The organism is Mycobacterium sp., from assembly GCF_965277065.1.
GTDB lineage: Bacteria > Actinomycetota > Actinomycetes > Mycobacteriales > Mycobacteriaceae > Mycobacterium.
Genome location: NZ_CBDIBT010000018.1, coordinates 621,956 through 641,410, shown reverse-complemented (window position 1 = coordinate 641,410; position 19,455 = coordinate 621,956). Strand labels below are relative to the sequence as shown.

The following is a 19,455-nucleotide window of genomic DNA, read 5'->3' as shown; positions in this document are numbered from 1 at the left end:
CCCGACTCTCACTCGTCGCTACCATCGCGGTCATGACTCAATACGCGGCTTCCCTGCGCGGCGTCAACGTCGGCGGCGTCAACCTGAAAATGGCCGAGGTGGCAACCGCGTTGGGCGACGCCGGGCTCACCGACGTCCGCACCATTCTGGCCACCGGCAACGCACGGCTGGGCTCGGCCAAGGGCACCGACGCGGTACGCGCGATCGCCGAAAAGGCGCTGCGACAGCAGTTCGGGTATGACGCCTGGGTGCTGGTCTATCCGGTCAACAAGCTGAAAACGATCGTCGACGGCTACCCGTTCGACGACGTCGACGGGTACCAGTCCTACGTCACGTTCGTCAGCGACCCCGATGTGCTCGCCGAGCTCGCGGGGCTGACCAAGGCCGCAACCGCCGACGAGAAGATCGAGCGCGGCCCCAAGTCCACGGGCGTGATCTATTGGCAGGTGGCCAAAAACCGCACGCTGGACAGCACCATCGGCAAGACGATGGGCAAGAAGAAGTACAAGTCGTCGACCACCACCCGCAACCTGCGCACGCTGGTCAAGGTGCTGGCGGCTCAGCCGTCGGCGTAGGTCTCCAGGTAGCGCAGCGCCTCGGCCTTGCCGAGGCCCAATCCGCGTGCCACGTCGAGATAGGCACCCGCCGCGGCCGCCATCGCCGTGTCCACCGGATCGGCGCGGGCGACGAAAGTGCCGAAGCGGCCGCGGGTTTCGACGATGGCGGCCGTCTCGAGTTCTCGGTACGCACGAGCTACGGTGTTGACGGCGATGCCCAATTCGCCGGCCAATTCACGCACCGTCGGCAGCCGCATGCCGGGCCGCAACGTTCCGGCCCGGATCGCTTCGATGATCTGGTTGCGTAGCTGGTCGAACAGCGGCCGATCCGCCTGCCCGTCAACCCGCAGCCACTCGCCCAACTCCACCCGATCAGTATCTCGCAGTACGGCTATCTTGGTGGAGTGCGAATCACGGTGCTGTCCGGTGCGGGAATCTCCGCGGAGAGCGGCGTGCCCACGTTCCGCGACGACAAGAACGGACTGTGGGCCAAGTTCGACCCGTACGAGCTGTCCAGCGTTCAAGGCTGGGAACGCAACCCCGAGCGGGTTTGGGGCTGGTATCTGTGGCGGTACTACCTGGCCAGCATGGTCGAACCCAATCCCGGTCACCGCGCCGTGGCCGCCTGGCAGGACCACGCGGAAGTCAGCGTCGTCACCCAGAATGTCGACGATCTGCACGAGCGCGCGGGCAGCTCGCCGGTGCATCACCTGCACGGCAGTTTGTTCGACTTCCGTTGCGCGACATGCGGTTCCCCGTACACCGGTGAGCTTCCCAAGATGACCGAGCCGGCACTGGAAGTCGAGCCGCCGACATGCCACTGCGGGGGTTTGATCCGGCCCGACATCGTGTGGTTCGGCGAAGCACTGCCCCAGGAGCCCTGGCAGCACGCCGTCGAGGCGACCACGACTGCCGATGTGCTGGTGGTGGTGGGCACTTCGAGCATCGTCTACCCGGCGGCGAGCCTGCCCGAGGCAGCACTGGCCCGCGGGATCGTCGTGGTCGAGGTCAATCCGGAGCCCACGCCGCTGTCGGACAGCGCCACGATCACCGTGCGCGAATCGGCCAGCACAGCGCTTCCGACCCTGCTGCAGCGACTGCCTGCCTTACTGAATTAGACGGGGTTGAATCAGCCGGGGCCGCACTAGGCCGGCCGGCGCGCCTGCCCCAGCACGAACTCCGACACCGGCAACGGCACCCACGCCGGTAATGCCTGCTCGGTGCGGGTGCGGTCGACGTCGAATCCGGCGGCCCGGATTGACTGTTCGGTGTGGCGATGAGCGTGGCAGTTTCCGGCCAGCCTCGGCCATAAGGTGGTCACGTCGACGAATCGCTGCAGCCGGCCCCGGAGTCCCGTGCTGGCCACATGCTCGAGGTAGCGCAACTCGCCGCCCGGTCGCAGCAGCGAAAGAACCTGTCGAAGAACCGAATCAGGGATCGGCGACCGAACACAACACCAGCGAGCACACCACCGCGTCGAACGGCTCGTCGGCCGAGAAACTCTCCACGGTGCGGTTGGTAACCTCGACCGGGACGGGTGCGGTGGCGGCCGCTTCGCGCGCCAGCCCGACCAGTCGCTGCTCGGGCTCGATCGCGACGACATGCTCGACGGTCGGTGGGTAGAACGCGAAGTTGGTCCCGGTTCCCGCGCCCACCTCGAGAATCCGGCCGGACAACCCGGCCAGGTTCGTCCGGCGAAAGTCGCGCATCTGCTCGGTCTCGTGCGCGGCGATCGCGGGCCAGATCCGGGCGAAGAACGGATGGTGGACGGTCTCCGCAGTCGAGGATGTCACGTCGGCAAGCCTTTCGACCCCAGCGCCGTCAACCGTTCCACCACCTGTTGCGGTGTTGCGTCGGCGCCGACCAGTGCGGTCACCATATTCCCGGAGAAGACCGCACGCAGCACCCGGTCGGTGAATGCATCGGCGTCGCCGAACGGCAGATGCGGCTTGGCGATCAGCAGCGAGGCCGCTCCGTGCGCGGCACTCCACAGTTCCAGCGCAATGCCGGTCGCATCGCCCGGCGGGAACACACCTTCGGCCATCAGCACCTCGACGGTCGCGCAGATGTGCGCGAAGGCCGAACTGGCAAGGGCCGCATCGACACTGCTGTTGGACTTCCACTCGCCCATCGTCGCGATCCGGTACAGCTCCGGGTTTTCGAGCGCGAACCGTACATAGGCCAGCCCCTGCGCGCGCAGCACCTCGACGGTGCTCGGCTGCACGGCGGCCACCCGCTGCATCTCCTCATCGAGCTTCTCGAAATAGCGCGCGCACACCGCGTCCAGCAGTGCGTCCTTGTCTTGGAAATGCAGATAGATCGACGGCGGGGTGACGCCGACGCGTTCGGCCACCGAGCGGATCGACACCGCCTTGGCGTGGCCGATTTCGAGCAGGAGTTCGGTTGCCGCATCAAGGATTTCGTCGCGCAGCAGATCGCCGGATCCGCGCGGGGCGCGCCGCCTGCGAAGACTGTCCGTGGACGGATCAGCGACCATCGACGACCGTCGTGCCAGTACGTGCGGCCCCGCGGGACGCGGCGGCCGAGACGGCCGGATCCTCGTCGAGCCGACGGTGTCGTCCGTGCGCGGGACCGGCGGGCACCGGCAATGGCGCGGAGTCCGACTCGCTGATCCCGATCCGGTCGTGCAGCCACACCAGCGGTTTGGGCGCCCACCAACTCCAATGGCCCAGAACGTGCATGAACGCCGGCACCAGCACCATCCGCACCAGGGTCGCGTCGGCCAGCACTGCCAACGTCAGGCCGGTACCGAACATCCGCATGAAGGACACCTGCGCTGCGATCAACGCCGCGAACGAAATCGACATCACCAGCGCGGCGGCGGTCACCACCCGGCCGGTCCGGGCCAACCCGAGAGCCACGCTCTCGTCGTTGTCGGCGCGCTTGGTTCGGTTGTCCGGCGGCACCGGGTGCGATCCGACCGCAGCAAGCCAGTACTCACGAATCCTGGAGACCAGGAACACTTCGTAATCCATCGACAGCCCGAACGCGACGCAGAACAACAGCACCGGGATGTTGGCCACCACCGTCCCGCTCTGTGTGGTGCCCATCGCGCCGAGGTGGCCGTCCTGGAAAATCCACACCAGCGCGCCGAACGCCGCCGTCAGCGACAAAATGTTGCACACCAACGCCTTTAGTGGCAACACCACACTGCCGGTGAGCAGGAACAGCAGGGCGAACGTGATGATCCCGATCAGGCCCAGCACCAGCGGCAGCCGGTGGGTGATCGCATTCACGCTGTCGTGGTTGATCTGAGCCATCCCGGCCAGCTCCACCGACTGCCCGGCCGGGCCGGGCACCGCGTGCAACCGATCGAGTTGGGTGTCGGAGGCTTTCGAGAACAGCGGGGCGGTGCTCGCAATCGTCAAGAACGCACTGCCCTGGGCCATTCCGGTCGCCGCCGATGGCGGCCCAATCCGGTTGCCGCCGATGAACGTCCCGGTCGGCGCCGAGACCGCCGAGACGTCGGCCACCCGTGACAGGTCGGCCGCATAGCGACTGAGGTCGCCCGGACGCACCCCTCGAACATCCGGGACGACAACCGACACCGTGGTCGCCGAGTCGTCGGCAAAATCGTGACGCAACTGATCACCTACTGCATGCGCCGACGCCGACGTCGGCAGCACCCGGTCGTCGGGCATACCCCACTTCACCCCGAGGAACGGAAGCCCCAGCATCAGCAGCAACGCGACGACCGCCAGACCGATGGGAATGGCTCGCCGGGTCACGAACTTGGTCGACCGGTACCAGAACAACTGCTCCACCGGTTTGCGCACCGGGTCTGGGCGGCCAAGGATCCGACGGGCGAGCTTGCGGACGTCAAACGCGTCCAAGCGCGGGCCGAGCAGCACGATGGCCGCCGGTGTCACGACGATCGCGGCCACCGCGACGAAGGCCACCGTGGCCACCCCGGCGTAGGCGAACGACTTCAGGAAGTACATCGGGAACAGCACCATCACCGCCATCGACAGCGCGACGGTGGTGGCCGAGAACAACACCGTGCGACCGGCGGTGGCCATCGTCCGGATCAGCGCGACGTCCGGCGCGCTGCCATCCGCCAGCTCGTCGCGATAGCGGCTGATGATCAGCAACGTGTAATCGATGGCCAGGGCCAGGCCCAGCGCGCTGCTGAGGTTCAGCGCGTAGGTCGACACGTCGGTGCTGAAGCTGATCAGGCGCAGCACCGACATCGATCCGACGATGGCGAATCCACCCAGAACGACCGGTAGCGCCGCGGTCAACAGCCCACCGAAGACCCACACCAGCACCAGGAAGCTGAGCGGAATCGCCAGTGACTCCATCAGCAGGAGGTCGCGCTCGTTTTGGCGGTTGATCTGGTCGTACGCCACTGCCACGCCGCCGGCCCGAACCGTGACGCCGTCACGGTCGTGTACCACCCGGGACACGATTTTCTTGGCGTAGTTCTGCGCGTTGTTCTCGCCGCCCTTGAGGTTCGCCACGATCAGCCCGGACTTGCCGTCCTTGCTGACCAGGTCGGCGATCAGGTGCGCGGGGTCAGGACCGTTCCACGCCGAGACGACGTTGTACACCCCGTCCGACCCTCGGACCTGGCCGGCGATGTCGGTGGCGATGCGGCGCGCCTGATCGCTTTGCGCGCCACCCGGTGCCGCGACCAGGATGACGAGCTGCTGATCGCTTTGGCCGAACTTGTCGGTCAACAGCTTGATCGCCCGCGCCGACTCTGAGGCCGGGTCCTGAAAGCCGCCGGCGGACAAACTTTTGGCGACCGGAAGGCCGAAAACCGCGGCTGCCACCAGGACCAACACCGCCGCTGCGAGTATGCGCCGGGGCCCTGCGATGGCAAGGCGAGCGATCTGCTGCAGCATGGTAATCCTCCCGCTTCGATACCGACGATAAGTTATCAGCGATAAGCTATCGTGGCAACATCTGGGCGCGTCGTCGGCGCCTCATCGAAGGGAACGAGGCCGCTACCCGCATTGGTTCAATGCGGCCCCCGATAACCAGGACATTTGCGGAGCATATGTGGTTGAACGTCTGCCCAATAGCCCTCTTCCAACCATCCGGACGGGGCGTCCGGCCGGCTGAGCCCTACTGAGCGGTAACAATTGCCATGATTTTCCGAATCGTGACTCAAAGATTCCTTAAACGTTGCCCATAGGCTCATCTCATGTGGATCGACGATGCCAGTGCCGACGTGATCAAAGTTGATTTCGACGCTCTCTACCACGGTGACGTGTTAGTCGAGGGTGAGTGCTCGGAGCAGCTCGACGACTGGCACCCGCTGCCCAACGCGAGTTAGTCCGCGCGACACACGCTCACCACTGCGGCGTGTCGAGGCGATCGTCAGCCTCCGTGTCACCTCGGGTGCTCGCTATAGAGCAATAAAGCCCTCGCCCCTCGGCGGGGGCTTTTTCGGCGCCAACGTCGACTTGTTGAGCAGCACCGGCGATTTCGTCCCAACAACTCGACGTTCGACGGGGGACGCTATACCCAGTCGTTGAGGACGGATTCGGTGTCGCATCCCGGTTGCCGCGGCGGACGCGGCTTGTGGGGAGTGCTGCGCGAGAATCGGGGTGCCGGGAGCGGCTGCAGCCCGCTGCCGACCGGGTAGAAGGTGTCGCGTTCGGTGATGTGGGGCTCGATCTCGACTTCGCCGAATGCCAGCACCGGCGTCACGCACGCGTCGGAAGTGGCGAACACCTTGGCCCAGTGGTCGCGGTCCTTGCTGGCAAACGCATCGGCGAACCGGGCCCGCAACTCGGGCCAGCGGGAGCGGTCGTTCTGCCCCGGCAGGTCGGCGGGGTTCAGGCCGAGCCCGTCCAGCATCGCCGCGTAGAACTGCGGCTCGATGGCGCCCACCGCGACATACCGACCGTCGGCGCATTCGTAAGTGTCGTAGTAAGGCGCGCCGCCGTCGAGCATGTTGGTGCCGCGCTCGTCGGTCCAGATGCCCATTTCGCGCATCCCCCACATCATTTGCGCCAGCACCGAGGACCCGTCCACCATCGCCGCGTCGACAACCTGGCCCTTGCCGGAGGTCTGTCGTTCCCATAGCGCCGACAGGATTCCGAGCAGCAGGAACATCGACCCGCCACCGAAGTCGCCGACCAGGTTCAACGGCGGCACCGGCCGCTCGCCGACCCGGCCGATGGAGTGCAGCACACCGTTGAGCGAGATGTAGTTGATGTCGTGGCCGGCTTGCTGACTCCGCGGCCCGGTCTGGCCCCAACCGGTCATCCGGGCGTAGACGAGCCGCTCGTTGACCTTGGCGCAGTCCTCGGGGCCCAGCCCCAGACGTTCGGTGACACCCGGCCGGAAGCCCTCGATCAGCACGTCGGCCCTCGCGACGAGCTTGAGCACCAGCTCGCGGCCTTCCTCGGATTTCAGGTCGGCGATGACGCACCGGCGGTTGCGCAGCGTGGGGTCGGTGCCTTTGGCTCCGGGCCGATCGACTCGCGCCACGTCGGCGCCGAGATCGCCGAGAATCATCGCGGCGTGCGGGCCCGGCCCGATTCCCGCGAGTTCGACGACTCGCAATCCTGTCAGCGGACCCGCCATCTCAACCGACCTCCTTGTCGACGCTTTAATTCTCCGTGGCGATCGCCAGCGCGGCATTGCCGGGCGCAGCGGGTCGCCACCAAAACTCCGTGGCGATCGCCAGCGCGGCAAAGCCGGGCGCAGCGGGTCGCCACCAAAACTCTATGCATCTTCGCAGTCGGCCCGACCGACGCTGCACGCCGGTGGCTTAGAGTCGAGCGCATGACTGCCATCGATTCCGGAATCGACTCCCTGGCACCCGTCGACGGACTTGCGGTAAGCCTGGCCGACGGCGTGCTGTCAGTGACGATCGACCGTCCCGACAGCTTGAACTCGCTGACACTTTCGGTGTTCGAAGGACTCGCCGACGCGATCGAGCACGCGGACAACGATCCCCGGGTGAAGGTCGTGCGACTCGGCGGTGCCGGCCGCGGCTTCTGCTCGGGGGCGGGGATGAGCGCCGACGACGTCGCCGGCGGTGGCCCCGGCGATGCGCTGATCTTGGCGGCCAATCGGCTGGTGCGGGCGATCACGACGCTGCCGCGCCCGGTCGTCGCGGTGATTCAGGGTCCGGCGGCCGGTATCGGCGTCTCCATCGCACTGGCCTGCGACCTTGTATTGGCTTCGGACAAAGCATTTTTCATGCTCGCCTTCACCAAGATCGGGCTGATGCCCGACGGCGGCGCCTCGGCACTGATCGCCGCCGCGATCGGTCGCATCGGAGCGATGCGGATGGCCTTACTGGCCGAGCGACTGCCCGCGGCCGACGCCCTGGCCGCCGGGTTGGTCACCGCCGTCTACCCGGCCGACGACTTCGACGCCGAAGTGGACAACGTGATCGCACGCCTGTTGGCGGGTCCCGCGGTGGCCTTCGCCAAGACCAAGCACGCGATCAACGCGGCCACGCTGACCGAGTTGGAGCCGACGCTGCAGCGCGAGCTCGAGGGTCAGTCGCTGCTGCTCGAATCGCACGATTTCCGCGAAGGCGCAAGGGCTTTCCAGCAGCACCGGGCACCTGCCTTCAGAGACAGCTGAGCACGGATAACTGAGCTTTCGGCTCACAAACCGAAGAGCGGCGGCAAAGCGAGCAGCACGACCAGGGTCCACACGAAGTGGGTCAGGATCGGTGCCAGCACGCCACCGGTGGCGCGACGCTCGAGTGAGCAGACGGTCCCGAGAAAGATCGCGGCGAAGCCGAGCATCACATTGCCACTGGCCAGCGTCGCGATCACGTAGATCACCGTCGAAATCAGCAACGGGTGGTGCCGGCCCAGCGCAGTGTAGAGCGCGCCACGGTAGAACAATTCCTCAGTGATGCCACCCAGCAGAGCGACGGCCATGGTCAGCCGCCATGATCCCTGGTCGGTGTACTGCAGCACGCGGGTGATCAGCTCCGCGATCACCGGGATCTCCCTGCAGACCAAACCGCCGAGCACAAAGACACCGCCGAGCAGCAGACCGATCACGGAACCGCTGATCACCGGTCGCTGATTGCGACCGCGCCAGCGGGCGCCACCCAGATGGAGCGGTCCGGACGCCATCGCGCCGAGCGCCCACACGCCCGCCAGCACCAGCGACCACCAGTAGAAATTCGGCTGACCGGGATGGCTACGTAACGCGAAGCTGAGCGCCGTGGCACCAAGCACCAGCACGATCGCGACGACGATCCGTCGGCGGAGCACGACGCGAGGCGGCTCATTATGCGACACAGCGATATTGACGACGCCGCGGCGGATTTCCTCCAGAGCGCTGGGCGGCTGAGACAGGTCAGCCATCACCGCCGTCCGTCCTCAGCGCGTGGTCGTGCATTCGTCACAGGTGCACCTTCGGTGTCAGCGTGATCAGGATGTCCAGCCCGGTCCGCAACACGCCGGCGATCGGGCCGGGAACAACATTAACCAAGCTGAGGCCGGGTCGCGCGATCGACGGCGTCACCAGGCAGGCCAGCCGGCGCAGGCGCAGCGCATCGCCGCCGGCCCAGGCCGGATCGCTGTCGGCAAGGTGGTGCGGATCGGCGAGGGCATTGACTGGGCGCGGCCGATGCGTGGACAGCGAGAGACTGATGGCGCTCTTGATGGACAGCAGCCCACCCGGCGGATCGGGAACCAGGTCGCGCAGGCCGCGGCCGCTGGCCTGCATCGGGTAGTCCAGCGACTGGACCAGATCGGCGGCCAGCCCATCGGGAACCGGCAACGCCAATCCGGTCACCCACGACGCCAACGCGGTGTCGATCCCCCACACCGGCAGACCGCCCTGCCAGGTGCCGGCAACGCTCGCATACGTCTTCAGCATGTCGCGATAGGACGTCGTATCCGGCCCGGCGATGTCGTAGGCGCCGGCCGGAACCTGCTCGGCGTCTGCGGCAGCGAGCAGGTAGTGCAGCACGTCCCGAATGGAGATCGGGTCGATCGGATTCTCCATCCACTTGGGCACCGGGATCACCGGGAACCGGTCGGCGACGTATCGCATCATCTCGAAGGACGTCGAGCCTGCGCCGAAAATCACTGCGGCACCAAGCCATACGACTTCGGGTCCGCCGTCGATCGTCAGCGCCTCGGCCACCTCTGCCCGACTTGCCAGGTGTTCGGACAGCCCCTCGTCCGACGGAACAAAACCGCCGAGATAGACGATGCGACCGACGCCGGCGTCTTTGGCCGCGGCAGCCACGTTTCCGGCCGCGGCGCGGTCGGCGTCGCGGAAGTCCGGCTGACCGATAGCGTGCACTAAGTAGTAGATGACGTCGATCGGCCCGGAAGCGGCCAGCGCGGCGCGAACCGACTCAGGTTTCCCGGCGTCCAGTTGCACAGGCCTGACGTCGTCGATCCATCCGAACCCGCCGAGCCGCTCGGGGTCACGGGTAGCGGCACACACGTCATGACCGGCGAGGAGGAGCTCCGTGACCAGTCGCGACCCGACATAACCGGTCGCGCCGGTCACAAGAACTCGCACACCCCCAACGTAGACATTATCGGCACACTTCAAACACGGTGGCCCGGCCAGTACCACCGCAATTGGCGTACGTCGAATCGGCAATCTGTACCGAGACATTGAACCGATCACAGCCGAGCCTCGTACCTTCAATGTGGGAAACCTAACGCCTAGCGCGCATTCCGTAAAACCTGAAATCGAGTTGAGCGAGCTGACCAAGCGAACCCCGTCGGTTGCATCGGTGGCCGTCGAGTTCCCTCCGAACCGGCACACCCAAGACGAAGTGATCGGCGCCCTGGCCGACTTCGCCGGTCCGGAGTTTCAGCGGTTCGCCGCGAAGAGTGGTGTCGCCACCCGCCACCTGGCGTTGCCATTGTCGCGCTACCGCGAGCTCAGCGGCTTCACCGAAGCCAACGACGCCTACCTTGACATCGCACTCGAACTCGGCGAGCGCTCAATAAAATCGGCACTGGCACAAGCTGGAATCGAGCCGTCCGAGGTCGACGTCGTGTTCTCGACGACGGTCACCGGGCTCACCGTTCCCTCGCTCGAAGCGCGACTGGCGACACGGCTGGGTTTTCGGCCTGACATCAAGCGGGTCCCGCTGTTCGGACTGGGATGTGTCGCAGGTGCCGCTGGGATGGCGCGCGTCCACGATTACCTTCGCGCTTTCCCCGATCATGTGGCTGTTCTACTCGCTGTCGAGTTGTGCTCGTTGACCATTCAGCGTGATGACCACTCGATGGCAAACCTGGTCGCGTCCAGTCTGTTCGGTGACGGCGCCGCCGCGGTTATCGCGATCGGAGCCGACCGCCCCGCAACCGGACCGAAACTGATCGCGACCCGCAGCCGCACCTACCCGGACACCGAGGACGTGCTGGGCTGGAATATCGGCGCCTCGGGATTCCAGATTGTCCTGTCCGTCGAAATCGCCACCGTCGTCAAGAGATACCTCGGTCAGGACATCCGCGACTTCCTTGCCGATCACGGGCTGACGACCTCGGACATCTCGAGGTGGGTCCTTCACGCCGCCGGCCCGAAAGTGATCGACGCGGTCGAAAGTGTGGTTGGCGTGCCGAGGGATGCCTTCGACATAACCCGAAAGTCTCTGCGCGACAACGGAAATCTTTCATCAGTTTCCGTACTGGATATACTGCAGGACACTATGGCCGATCCTCCACCGCCGGGCTCCATGGGGCTGATGATCGCCATGGGCCCCGGATTCTCCGCCGAGCTCGTGTTGATGAGCTGGTAGACATGTACTACGTGCTGATACTGGCCGTCGGCGTCGAACGCCTGATAGAGCTGTTCGTCGCCAAACGCAATGCGCGATGGGCCTTCAGCCACGGCGGCAAGGAATTCGGCCACAACCACTATCCGGTGATGGTCACCCTCCACACGACGCTGCTGCTGGGCTGCGTCCTCGAAGTGTGGGGTCTGCACAGGCCTTTCATCGGTTGGCTGGGTTGGCCGATGCTCGGCGTGGCGGCGGCCAGTCAGGTGCTGCGCTGGTGGTGTGTCACGACGCTGGGCCGGCGCTGGAACACCTTGGTCATCGTGGTGCCGAACGCCCCCCTTGTTCGCCGAGGTCCGTACCGGTTTCTGCACCACCCGAACTACGTGGCCGTCGTCGCCGAAGGCGTGGCATTGCCTCTGGTGCACACGGCATGGTTGACAGCCATTGTGTTCACGTTGGCGAACTTGCTGCTGCTGAGGGTGCGGATCAGGGTCGAAAACGCCGCACTGGGCTATACGCACGACGCATCGGCGACCATGCAGAGCACCGCGACGGGAAGCGGCACAGATGACATATGACGCCGACCTGCTGATCGTCGGCGGCGGGCCGGCCGGCCTGGCTTCGGCGATAAACGCTCGTCGACAAGGACTTTCGGTGATCGTCGCCGAGCCCAGAAATGATCCGATCGACAAGGCATGCGGCGAGGGCCTGATGCCCGGCGGCTTGGCCGAACTGGTGTCGCTGGGCGTCGACCCCGCCGGGATGCCGTTGCGGGGCATCGCCTACCTCGATGACAAACGCCGGGTCGAAGCGCCATTTCGCGGCCGCACCGGGCGCGGTGTGCGACGTACCACCTTGCACGCAGCGCTGGCGTCGCGCGCCAAAGAACAAGACACCGAATGGATCTCGAAGCGCGTCACCACAGTCGAACAGGATGCCGACGGCGTCATGGCAGCCGGGATCCGAGCGAAATGGCTGATCGCCGCCGACGGACTGCATTCGGCGGTTCGCCGTGCCGTCGGTATCGGCGTGGTCACCGGACGTCCGCGACGGCACGGCGTTCGCTGGCACTACCGAGTACCGGCGTGGTCGGAGTTCGTCGAGGTGCACTGGTCACGGTGGGGCGAGGCGTATGTGACACCCGTCGAGCCCGATCTCGTCGGCGTGGCGATCTTGTCAGACGAGCGTCCGGACCTCGCCTGGTTCCCTGGGCTGGCGCACCATCTACGGGATGCCGATCACGGCCGTGCTCGCGGCTGCGGGCCGATGCGCCAGGTAGTGTCCCGCCGCGTCGCGGGACGGGTGCTGTTGGTGGGCGATGCGGCCGGCTACGAAGACGCACTCACCGGCGAGGGTGTCAGCCTGGCCGTAAAACAGGCCGCCGCCGCGGTGCGCGCCATTACCGACGACTCGCCGGCCAGATATGAATTGGCCTGGCGCCGGGTCACTCGCGACTACCGACTCCTCACCCGCGGGCTGGTGCTGACCACCGTGCCGAAAACCGCTCGACGCGCCCTCGTACCCGCATGCACGCTGCTACCTGCGGTATTCGAGCAGGCTGTGCACATATTGGCGCGTTGACCTCCGAGGCCGGCGGCTCATCTGATCTGCCGGAATGAAATTCCGATAAATTGGTTGAACCAACCGGGCCGCGCAACCGTGGAAACGACATGGCTGTGCGCGCTGCCCTATCCGGATCCCGAGGGGTGAAGCCAACATGACACCCGGCCCGTCGCTAACGACGGTAGCTGTCGAGTTTCCGCCGTACCAGGTTGGCCAGACGGAAGCGCTGGCCGGCCTCAGTGGGTTCGGCGGCCCGCAATTCGACCGGTTCGCGGCAAGCGCGGGAGTCGAGTGGCGCCGCATCGCGTTACCGCTGGCTGAATACGGCACGTTGACCGGCTTCACCGAAGCCAACGACATCTACATCGATGTCGCGATGACACTCGCCGAACGCGCGATTCTCGCGGCGCTCGACTCTGCCGACCTGAAACCCGCCGACGTGGATGTCATCTTCTCGACGACGGTGACCGGCCTGGCGGTACCCACCGTGGAAGCACGATTGGCGACGCGCATCGGTTTGCGGCCCGACGTCAAACGGGTGCCGCTGTTCGGACTCGGCTGTGTCGCCGGTGCCGCTGGAGTAGCGCGCATGCACGACTATCTGCTGGCGTTCCCCGGCCACGTTGGGGTGTTGCTGGCTGTCGAATTGTGTTCGCTGACGCTGCAACGCGACGATTCCTCCATCGCAAATCTGGTGGCCAGCAGCCTGTTTGGCGATGGGGCGGCTGCCGTCGTCGGCAAAGGTGGCAATCACTCGTGCACCGGGCCCAGGGTGCTGGCCACTCGAAGCCGTATCTATCCCGACACCGAGGACGTGATGGGCTGGGACATCGGCAGCAGTGGGTTCAAGATCAAGCTGTCGACCGAGGTGGCCACCGTCGCCGAAAAGTATGTGGGTGACGACGTCCGGAATTTTCTCAGCGACTACGGCCTGGGCAAAGCCGACATTGCCACATGGATCTGCCATCCCGGCGGCCCGAAAGTCATCGAAGCCATCGAAAACACCCTCGACCTACCGGTAGACGCCCTGGACCACACTCGAAACTCGTTACGCGACAACGGAAATATGTCGTCGGTATCGGTGCTCGACGTTCTCCGGGCGAACTTGGCCGATCCACCGCCGCCTGGCTCGTTCGGGCTGATGATCGCCATGGGCCCGGCATTCTGCTCGGAACTCGTGCTGCTCGGCTGGTAGACCGCCGCGATCGCCTTAGCGCGCCTTCCAGATCGGCTTACGCTTTTCCGCGAACGCCGCCGGTCCTTCCTTGGCGTCCTCGGTGCGCAGCAACGTGCCGAACTCACGCATGGTCCGCGACCAGCTCGGCTCCTCGTCGGGGATCACACCGTCGTCGGCGCCGCACGCGATGCGCTTGCTGGCCTGCACCGACAGCGGGGCGTTGACGGTGATCCGCTTGGCCAGCGCCAGTGCGGCTTCCAGCACCGTGCCATCTGCGACGACCGCGTTGATCAGTCCCCAATCCGCGGCCTCGTCGGCGCTGATCGGCTCACCGGTCAGCAACATCTGCATGCCTACCTTGCGGGGCAGTTGCTGCGCGATTCGGAACACGCCACCCGCGCCGGCGAGCAGGCCGACCTTGACCTCCGGCAGTCCGAACTGCGCGCGTTCCTCAGCCACCACCAGGTCGCTGGCCAGGGCCAGCTCGGTGCCGCCACCCAGCGCCGTGCCGTTGACCGCGGCGATCGTCGGCTTGTCGATGAAGTGGTGAACGTAGCCCGCGAAACCCCACTCGCCGTGGTCCGGGTGATACAAATTCTCGCGGCGCGAGATGGCCTTGAGATCCGCTCCGGCGCAAAAGGATTTGTCGCCGGCACCGGTGATCACCACGGCGCGCACGTCCGCGTCATGCTGCGCCTGCTCGAGTGCGTCACCCACGCCGATGCTGACAGCGCCGTTGACGCAGTTACGCGCCTCCGGCCGGTTGATCGTGACGACGAGGACGTCGTCGCGACGCTCGACGAGTACCGCGGGGTCGGTCACAGCAGCTCCACGATGGTGGCGTTGGCCTGGCCCCCACCTTCACACATGGTCTGCAAGCCGTAACGAATTCCCTTGTCCCGCATGTGGTACAGCATCGTGGTCATGATCCGGGCACCGGATCCGCCGAGCGGGTGGCCGAGTGCGATCGCCCCGCCGTTGGGGTTGAGCTTCTTCTCGTCGGCTCCGATGTCTTTGAGCCAGGCCAACGGCACCGGCGCGAACGCCTCGTTGACCTCGAAGACGCCGATATCGTCCAGCGACAGACCGGAACGCTTCAGCGCTTTCTGAGTTGCCGGAATCGGCGCTGTCAGCATGATCACCGGGTCGGCGCCGGCCAGCACCGCGGTGTGCACCTTGGCAATCGGGTTGAGCTTCAACTCTTTTGCCTTCTCCGCCGACATGAACAGCAACGCGGCCGATCCATCGGAGATCTGGCTGGAGTTACCGGCGTGGATCACACCGTCCTCTTTGAAGGCGGGCTTGAGCTGTGCCATCTTCTCGATCGGTGTGCCACGGCGGATGCCCTCGTCCTTGAGCACCGGATTGCCGTCCTGGTCCTTGATCGGCGCGATCTGGTCGTCGAAAGCACCGGAATCCTGTGCAGCCGCCGCCTTTTCGTGCGATCCCAGCGAGAACTGGTCGACTGCGGTCCGGTCGAGTCCCCATTGCTCGGCGATCATCTCCGCACCGATGCCCTGGTTCGGTACCTGGCCGTGGTAGCGATCCAGGAACGTCTCGGAATAAGGCCGGCCGCCGTTGGCCAGCGAGGCGCCCATCGGCGTCCGCGACATCGACTCCACGCCGCCGGCGACGACGACGTCATAGTGTCCGGCGACGACACCGGCAGCGGCAAAGTGGATGGATTGCTGGCTGGATCCGCACTGGCGGTCGACGGTCACGCCGGGCACGGTCTCGGGCCAGCCGGCGGTCAACACGGCGGTGCGGGCGATGTCCAGAGTTTGTTCTCCGGCCTGCATGACGCAGCCCCAGATCACGTCGTCGACAAGGGCCGGGTCGATGCCGGCTTTGTTGACCAGGGCGTTGAGCACCTGCGCGGACAGGTCGGCGGCGTGGACACCGGATAACCCGCCGTTCCGTTTGCCGACCGGTGAACGAACTGCCTCGACAATGACGGCTTCAGCCATGGCTCTATCTCCTTTGACGTGAGGACTTCTTCCGATTGTTGACCAACCGCTTAGTTGGGCACTCGTCGGGGTGCCCTACCGGTCGGTAGCGTCGAGAACATGTCTCGCATCCTCATCATCGGCGGCCACGGCAAAGTCGCTCTGCACCTGGCCCGCATCCTCAGCGACCGTTCGGACGAGGTGACGTCGGTCATCCGCAATCCCGATCACGCCGACGACATCGGCGCCACCGGCGCGCATCCCGTCGTCGCAGACATCGAGCAGTCGGACACCGAAGCGCTGGCCGATCTGCTGGCCGGCCACGATGCCGTGGTGTTCTCCGCCGGCGCCGGCGGTGGCGACCCGGCCCGCACCTACGCCGTCGACCGCGACGCCGCGATCCGCGTGATCGATGCGGCCGGGCAGTCCGGCGTCCGGCGATTCGTGATGGTGTCGTATTTCGGAGCGGGACCTGATCACGGTGTGGCGGAGAACAACTCGTTCTACCCCTACGCTGAGGCCAAAGCGGCCGCCGACGCCCATCTTCGCGCCACCGACCTGGACTGGACCGTGCTGGGACCCAGTGGCCTCACCCTGGACCCGGCGACCGGGCGGATCGAAGTCGGCGCTGCCGCGGCCAAGAAGGGCTCGGTGTCGCGCGAGGATGTCGCGTTGGTCGCCGCCGAAGTGCTCCTCGACGACGCGACGATCCACCGGACGATCGAGTTCAACAACGGCGACCTGCCTATCGCCGAAGCACTGGCTACCAGCGGCGATAGCTAGCCCGGCAAAAAGCGGGAGCAGCGGGTCACCGGCGTCGATCAGATAATGTCCACCTCGCAGTCGGTCTGCCGATCTCGTCGTACACGAGGAGATTCGGCATCGAGCGAAGCAGGTTAGATGTGCTTCGTAAGAGGGAACCCGGTGTGAGTCCGGGACTGTCCCGCAGCGGTATGCAGGAACGACCGCCGTCAATAGCACTGGTCTTCGGAGAACCAACCCAGACCGGGAAGCGACGGCCAGTAGGAGCACCACCGGGTGCACGCCTGTGAGTCCGAAGACCTGCCGACTGTGCCGGGCGCGCCGCGCCTGGCGGCTCATCGCCTCGTGGAATGGGCGTCTGGCCGTAACGGTTGCAGTGGCTGTGTGCGCTGCACCGGACCGGTTGTGCGTTCGTTGGCGGTGACCACCCCGTCGATTGAAGGACGACAACGATTGTGACCGCAACACCGTTTACCGCCACCATCACCGGCTCTCCGCGCATCGGCCCGAAGCGTGAGCTCAAGCGCGCCACCGAGAGCTACTGGAATGGCAAGACCAGCCGCTCGGATCTGGAGAAGGTCGCCGCCACGCTGCGACGCGACACCTGGTCTGCGCTGGCCGCCGCCGGCCTCGACTCAGTGCCGGTGAACACCTTCTCCTACTACGACCAAATGCTGGACACCGCCGTGCTGTTCGGCGCGCTGCCGTCCCGCGTCCAGGCCGTCTCCGACGACCTGGACCGCTACTTCGCCGCGGCTCGCGGCACCGGGGACATCGCGCCGCTGGAGATGACCAAGTGGTTCGACACCAACTACCACTACATCGTGCCGGAGATCGGCCCGAACACCGAGTTCTCACTGCACCCGGACAAAGTGATCTCCGAACTCAAAGAGGCTCGCGACCAAGGTATTCCGGCCCGTCCCGTCATCATCGGCCCGATCACCTTCCTGCTCCTGAGTAAGGCAGTCGACGGCGCCGGCGCACCGATCGAGCGGCTCGACGAGCTGGTTCCGCTGTACAGCGATCTGCTCGGCCAACTCGCCGACGAGGGCGCGGCATGGGTGCAGATCGACGAGCCGGCGCTGGTGACCGACATCTCGGCCGACGCCGCGACGCTCGCCGAGCGCGGCTACGGCACGCTGGGCGCGCTGGACAACCGACCGGCGATTCACGTCGCCACCTACTTCGGTGACCCCGGCGCCACGTTGCCCGCTCTGGCACGCACGCCGGTCGAGGCGATCGGTGTCGACCTGGTCTATGGCGCCGACGCCGCGATCGGGTCGGTCCCCCAACTGAGCGGCAAGACTCTGGTGGCCGGCATCGTCGACGGTCGCAACATTTGGCGCACCGATCTGGAAGCGGCACTCGGCACGCTGGCCGGCTTGCGGGAAAGCGTTGCTGCCGTGGCTGTTTCTACATCGTGCTCGACGCTGCACGTGCCGTACTCGTTGGAGCCAGAGACCGATCTGGACGACGCGCTGCGCAGTTGGCTGGCATTCGGCGCCGAAAAGGTGCACGAGGTGGTCACCTTGGCCAAGGCCCTGAAGGACGGCCGAGACGCAGTGGCCGACGAGATCGCCGAATCGAACGCGGCGGTCGCGTCCCGCAAGAAGGACCCACGGCTGAACAACGACAAGGTGCGCGAGCGCATCGAGTCGATCGCGACGTCTGGGGGCACCGAGCGCGGGCCGGCGGCCCAACGCCGTGCGGCCCAGACTGATCGGCTGCACCTGCCGCCGCTGCCGACGACCACCATCGGGTCGTTCCCGCAGACCGTCGAGATCCGAAAGGCGCGCGCCGCCTGGGTCGCCGGGGAGATCGACGACGCGGAATACACCCGCCGGATGCAGTCCGAGGTGGCCGACGTGATCAAGCTGCAAGAAGACCTGGGCCTTGACGTGCTGGTGCACGGCGAGCCGGAGCGCAATGACATGGTGCAGTACTTCGCTGAGCAGTTGGACGGCTTCTTCGCCACCAAGAACGGCTGGGTGCAGTCCTACGGCAGCCGCTGCGTACGTCCGCCGGTTCTCTATGGCGACGTGACCCGTCAGCACCCGATGACGGTGCAGTGGGCCACGTACGCGCAGTCGCTGACCGACAAGCCGGTCAAGGGAATGCTCACCGGTCCGGTGACGATCCTGGCGTGGTCGTTCGTTCGCGACGACCAGCCGCTGGCCGACACCGCCTACCAGGTGGCGCTGGCGATCCGCGACGAGACCGTGGACCTGCAGTCGGCCGGTATCGCAGTAATCCAGGTCGACGAGCCGGCGCTGCGAGAGCTGTTGCCGCTCCGCAACTCTGCGAAGCCGGCATATCTGGATTGGGCGGTCGGCTCGTTCCGGCTGGCGACGTCGGGAGTGGAGGACTCGACCCAGATCCACACGCACCTGTGCTACTCGGAGTTCGGTGAGGTGATCGGTGCGATCGCCGACCTGGACGCCGACGTCACTTCGATCGAAGCGGCCCGCTCGCACATGGAAGTGCTCGACGACCTGAACTCGATCGGCTTCTCCAACAGCGTCGGGCCCGGTGTCTACGACATCCACTCGCCGCGGGTCCCGAGCACCGACGAGATAGCCACGTCGTTGCGCGAGGCGCTGAAAGCCGTTCCAGCGGATCGGCTTTGGGTCAACCCGGACTGCGGCCTGAAGACCCGTAACTCCGATGAGGTGAACGCGTCGTTGGCCAACCTGGTCGAGGCGACCAAGAAGGTCCGCGCCAACGCCTAGTCTCGCGCGAGCGTAA

General features: G+C 66.0%; 17 protein-coding genes, 2 pseudogenes and 1 riboswitch. Of the genes and pseudogenes, 10 read left to right on the top strand and 9 right to left on the bottom strand.

The window, feature by feature from the left end; translation table 11 throughout:
• The first annotated feature begins 32 nt into the window (after positions 1-32).
• Positions 33-575, top strand: coding sequence for a DUF1697 domain-containing protein (locus ACQY5A_RS14630; RefSeq protein ID WP_428341049.1), 543 nt, complete (start codon positions 33-35; stop codon positions 573-575).
• Here the strand turns inward: ACQY5A_RS14630 and ACQY5A_RS14625 are convergent.
• Entirely contained in the window at positions 560-925 is a 366-nt protein-coding gene (locus ACQY5A_RS14625; protein ID WP_428341048.1) for a GntR family transcriptional regulator, read from the bottom strand. The two genes, ACQY5A_RS14630 and ACQY5A_RS14625, sit on opposite strands and share 16 nt — an antisense overlap.
• A gap of 36 nt (positions 926-961) precedes the next feature.
• Here ACQY5A_RS14625 and ACQY5A_RS14620 point away from each other — a divergent pair, with 36 nt between their 5' ends.
• Positions 962-1,675: an NAD-dependent deacylase gene (locus ACQY5A_RS14620; protein ID WP_428341047.1), complete on the top strand. Its 714-nt coding sequence runs from the start codon at positions 962-964 to the stop codon at positions 1,673-1,675.
• Positions 1,676-1,701: 26 nt separating this feature from the next.
• Here ACQY5A_RS14620 and ACQY5A_RS14615 read toward each other — a convergent pair.
• From ACQY5A_RS14615 to ACQY5A_RS14605, 3 genes and pseudogenes are all read right to left on the bottom strand, one after another.
• A pseudogene (locus ACQY5A_RS14615) lies at positions 1,702-2,350 on the bottom strand (class I SAM-dependent methyltransferase).
• The gene (locus ACQY5A_RS14610; protein WP_428341046.1) at positions 2,347-3,054 is read right to left on the bottom strand and encodes a TetR/AcrR family transcriptional regulator; all 708 of its coding nucleotides are present in this window, start codon (positions 3,052-3,054) and stop codon (positions 2,347-2,349) included. The pseudogene ACQY5A_RS14615 and the gene ACQY5A_RS14610 overlap by 4 nt, the downstream one beginning before the upstream one ends.
• Positions 3,044-5,425: an MMPL family transporter gene (locus tag ACQY5A_RS14605; RefSeq protein WP_428341045.1), complete on the bottom strand. Its 2,382-nt coding sequence runs from the start codon at positions 5,423-5,425 to the stop codon at positions 3,044-3,046. Before ACQY5A_RS14605 ends, ACQY5A_RS14610 begins: the two co-directional genes overlap by 11 nt.
• 302 nt (positions 5,426-5,727) lie before the next feature.
• Between ACQY5A_RS14605 and ACQY5A_RS14600 the strand changes: the two genes are divergently transcribed.
• Positions 5,728-5,859, top strand: coding sequence for a hypothetical protein (locus tag ACQY5A_RS14600; protein ID WP_428341044.1), 132 nt, complete (start codon positions 5,728-5,730; stop codon positions 5,857-5,859).
• A 185-nt stretch (positions 5,860-6,044) separates the two neighbouring features.
• Here the strand turns inward: ACQY5A_RS14600 and ACQY5A_RS14595 are convergent, their stop codons facing one another.
• The gene (locus ACQY5A_RS14595; protein WP_428341043.1) at positions 6,045-7,118 is read right to left on the bottom strand and encodes a CaiB/BaiF CoA transferase family protein; all 1,074 of its coding nucleotides are present in this window, start codon (positions 7,116-7,118) and stop codon (positions 6,045-6,047) included.
• Between the two features lie 201 nt (positions 7,119-7,319).
• Here ACQY5A_RS14595 and ACQY5A_RS14590 point away from each other — a divergent pair, with 201 nt between their 5' ends.
• Positions 7,320-8,132: an enoyl-CoA hydratase gene (locus tag ACQY5A_RS14590; protein ID WP_428341042.1), complete on the top strand. Its 813-nt coding sequence runs from the start codon at positions 7,320-7,322 to the stop codon at positions 8,130-8,132.
• Positions 8,133-8,155: 23 nt separating this feature from the next.
• Here the strand turns inward: ACQY5A_RS14590 and ACQY5A_RS14585 are convergent, their stop codons facing one another.
• Together ACQY5A_RS14585 and ACQY5A_RS14580 are read right to left on the bottom strand one after the other, a co-directional pair.
• The gene (locus ACQY5A_RS14585) at positions 8,156-8,872 is read right to left on the bottom strand and encodes a CPBP family intramembrane glutamic endopeptidase (protein ID WP_428341041.1); all 717 of its coding nucleotides are present in this window, start codon (positions 8,870-8,872) and stop codon (positions 8,156-8,158) included.
• A gap of 37 nt (positions 8,873-8,909) precedes the next feature.
• Complete coding sequence (locus tag ACQY5A_RS14580; protein ID WP_428341040.1) at positions 8,910-10,046, bottom strand: NAD(P)H-binding protein; 1,137 nt, start codon at positions 10,044-10,046, stop codon at positions 8,910-8,912.
• A gap of 181 nt (positions 10,047-10,227) precedes the next feature.
• On the opposite strand from ACQY5A_RS14580, the gene ACQY5A_RS14575 reads away from it, so the two are divergent.
• From ACQY5A_RS14575 to ACQY5A_RS14560, 4 genes and pseudogenes are all read left to right on the top strand, one after another.
• A complete protein-coding gene (locus tag ACQY5A_RS14575; protein ID WP_428341039.1) occupies positions 10,228-11,280 on the top strand; it encodes a type III polyketide synthase in 1,053 nt (350 codons plus the stop codon).
• A 2-nt stretch (positions 11,281-11,282) separates the two neighbouring features.
• Positions 11,283-11,777: pseudogene (locus ACQY5A_RS14570) on the top strand (isoprenylcysteine carboxyl methyltransferase family protein); the annotation flags it as partial.
• Positions 11,778-11,829: 52 nt separating this feature from the next.
• Entirely contained in the window at positions 11,830-12,843 is a 1,014-nt protein-coding gene (locus ACQY5A_RS14565; protein ID WP_428341038.1) for an NAD(P)/FAD-dependent oxidoreductase, read from the top strand.
• Positions 12,844-12,979: 136 nt separating this feature from the next.
• Entirely contained in the window at positions 12,980-14,020 is a 1,041-nt protein-coding gene (locus tag ACQY5A_RS14560; RefSeq protein ID WP_428341037.1) for a type III polyketide synthase, read from the top strand.
• A gap of 15 nt (positions 14,021-14,035) precedes the next feature.
• On the opposite strand, the gene ACQY5A_RS14555 is transcribed toward ACQY5A_RS14560, so the two are convergent.
• Positions 14,036-14,824, bottom strand: a complete 789-nt coding sequence (locus tag ACQY5A_RS14555) for an enoyl-CoA hydratase-related protein (RefSeq protein ID WP_428341036.1) — start codon at positions 14,822-14,824, stop codon at positions 14,036-14,038.
• A complete protein-coding gene (locus ACQY5A_RS14550; protein WP_428341035.1) occupies positions 14,821-15,969 on the bottom strand; it encodes a thiolase family protein in 1,149 nt (382 codons plus the stop codon). The genes ACQY5A_RS14555 and ACQY5A_RS14550 overlap by 4 nt, the downstream gene beginning before the upstream one ends.
• Before the next feature lie 99 nt (positions 15,970-16,068).
• Between ACQY5A_RS14550 and ACQY5A_RS14545 the strand changes: the two genes are divergently transcribed.
• Together ACQY5A_RS14545 and metE are read left to right on the top strand one after the other, a co-directional pair.
• Entirely contained in the window at positions 16,069-16,731 is a 663-nt protein-coding gene (locus tag ACQY5A_RS14545) for an SDR family oxidoreductase (RefSeq protein ID WP_428341034.1), read from the top strand.
• Between the two features lie 93 nt (positions 16,732-16,824).
• Positions 16,825-17,032: riboswitch (cobalamin riboswitch) on the top strand.
• Between the two features lie 133 nt (positions 17,033-17,165).
• Positions 17,166-19,439 carry a 5-methyltetrahydropteroyltriglutamate--homocysteine S-methyltransferase gene (gene metE, locus ACQY5A_RS14540; protein ID WP_428341033.1) on the top strand — a complete coding sequence of 758 codons (2,274 nt, stop codon included), beginning with the start codon at positions 17,166-17,168 and terminating at the stop codon, positions 19,437-19,439.
• Positions 19,440-19,455 lie beyond the last annotated feature (16 nt).

Excerpts from the sequence above, each read along its gene's own strand:
- ACQY5A_RS14605 (WP_428341045.1), bottom strand. The coding sequence starts at position 5,425 with ATGCTGCAGCAGATCGCTCGCCTTGCCATCGCAGGGCCCCGGCGCATA.
- ACQY5A_RS14610 (WP_428341046.1), bottom strand. The coding sequence starts at position 3,054 with ATGGTCGCTGATCCGTCCACGGACAGTCTTCGCAGGCGGCGCGCCCCG.
- ACQY5A_RS14585 (WP_428341041.1), bottom strand. The coding sequence starts at position 8,872 with ATGGCTGACCTGTCTCAGCCGCCCAGCGCTCTGGAGGAAATCCGCCGC.
- ACQY5A_RS14565 (WP_428341038.1), top strand. The coding sequence starts at position 11,830 with ATGACATATGACGCCGACCTGCTGATCGTCGGCGGCGGGCCGGCCGGC.
- ACQY5A_RS14600 (WP_428341044.1), top strand. The coding sequence starts at position 5,728 with ATGTGGATCGACGATGCCAGTGCCGACGTGATCAAAGTTGATTTCGAC.
- ACQY5A_RS14550 (WP_428341035.1), bottom strand. The coding sequence starts at position 15,969 with ATGGCTGAAGCCGTCATTGTCGAGGCAGTTCGTTCACCGGTCGGCAAA.
- ACQY5A_RS14545 (WP_428341034.1), top strand. The coding sequence starts at position 16,069 with ATGTCTCGCATCCTCATCATCGGCGGCCACGGCAAAGTCGCTCTGCAC.
- ACQY5A_RS14560 (WP_428341037.1), top strand. The coding sequence starts at position 12,980 with ATGACACCCGGCCCGTCGCTAACGACGGTAGCTGTCGAGTTTCCGCCG.
- ACQY5A_RS14590 (WP_428341042.1), top strand. The coding sequence starts at position 7,320 with ATGACTGCCATCGATTCCGGAATCGACTCCCTGGCACCCGTCGACGGA.
- ACQY5A_RS14630 (WP_428341049.1), top strand. The coding sequence starts at position 33 with ATGACTCAATACGCGGCTTCCCTGCGCGGCGTCAACGTCGGCGGCGTC.
- ACQY5A_RS14595 (WP_428341043.1), bottom strand. The coding sequence starts at position 7,118 with ATGGCGGGTCCGCTGACAGGATTGCGAGTCGTCGAACTCGCGGGAATC.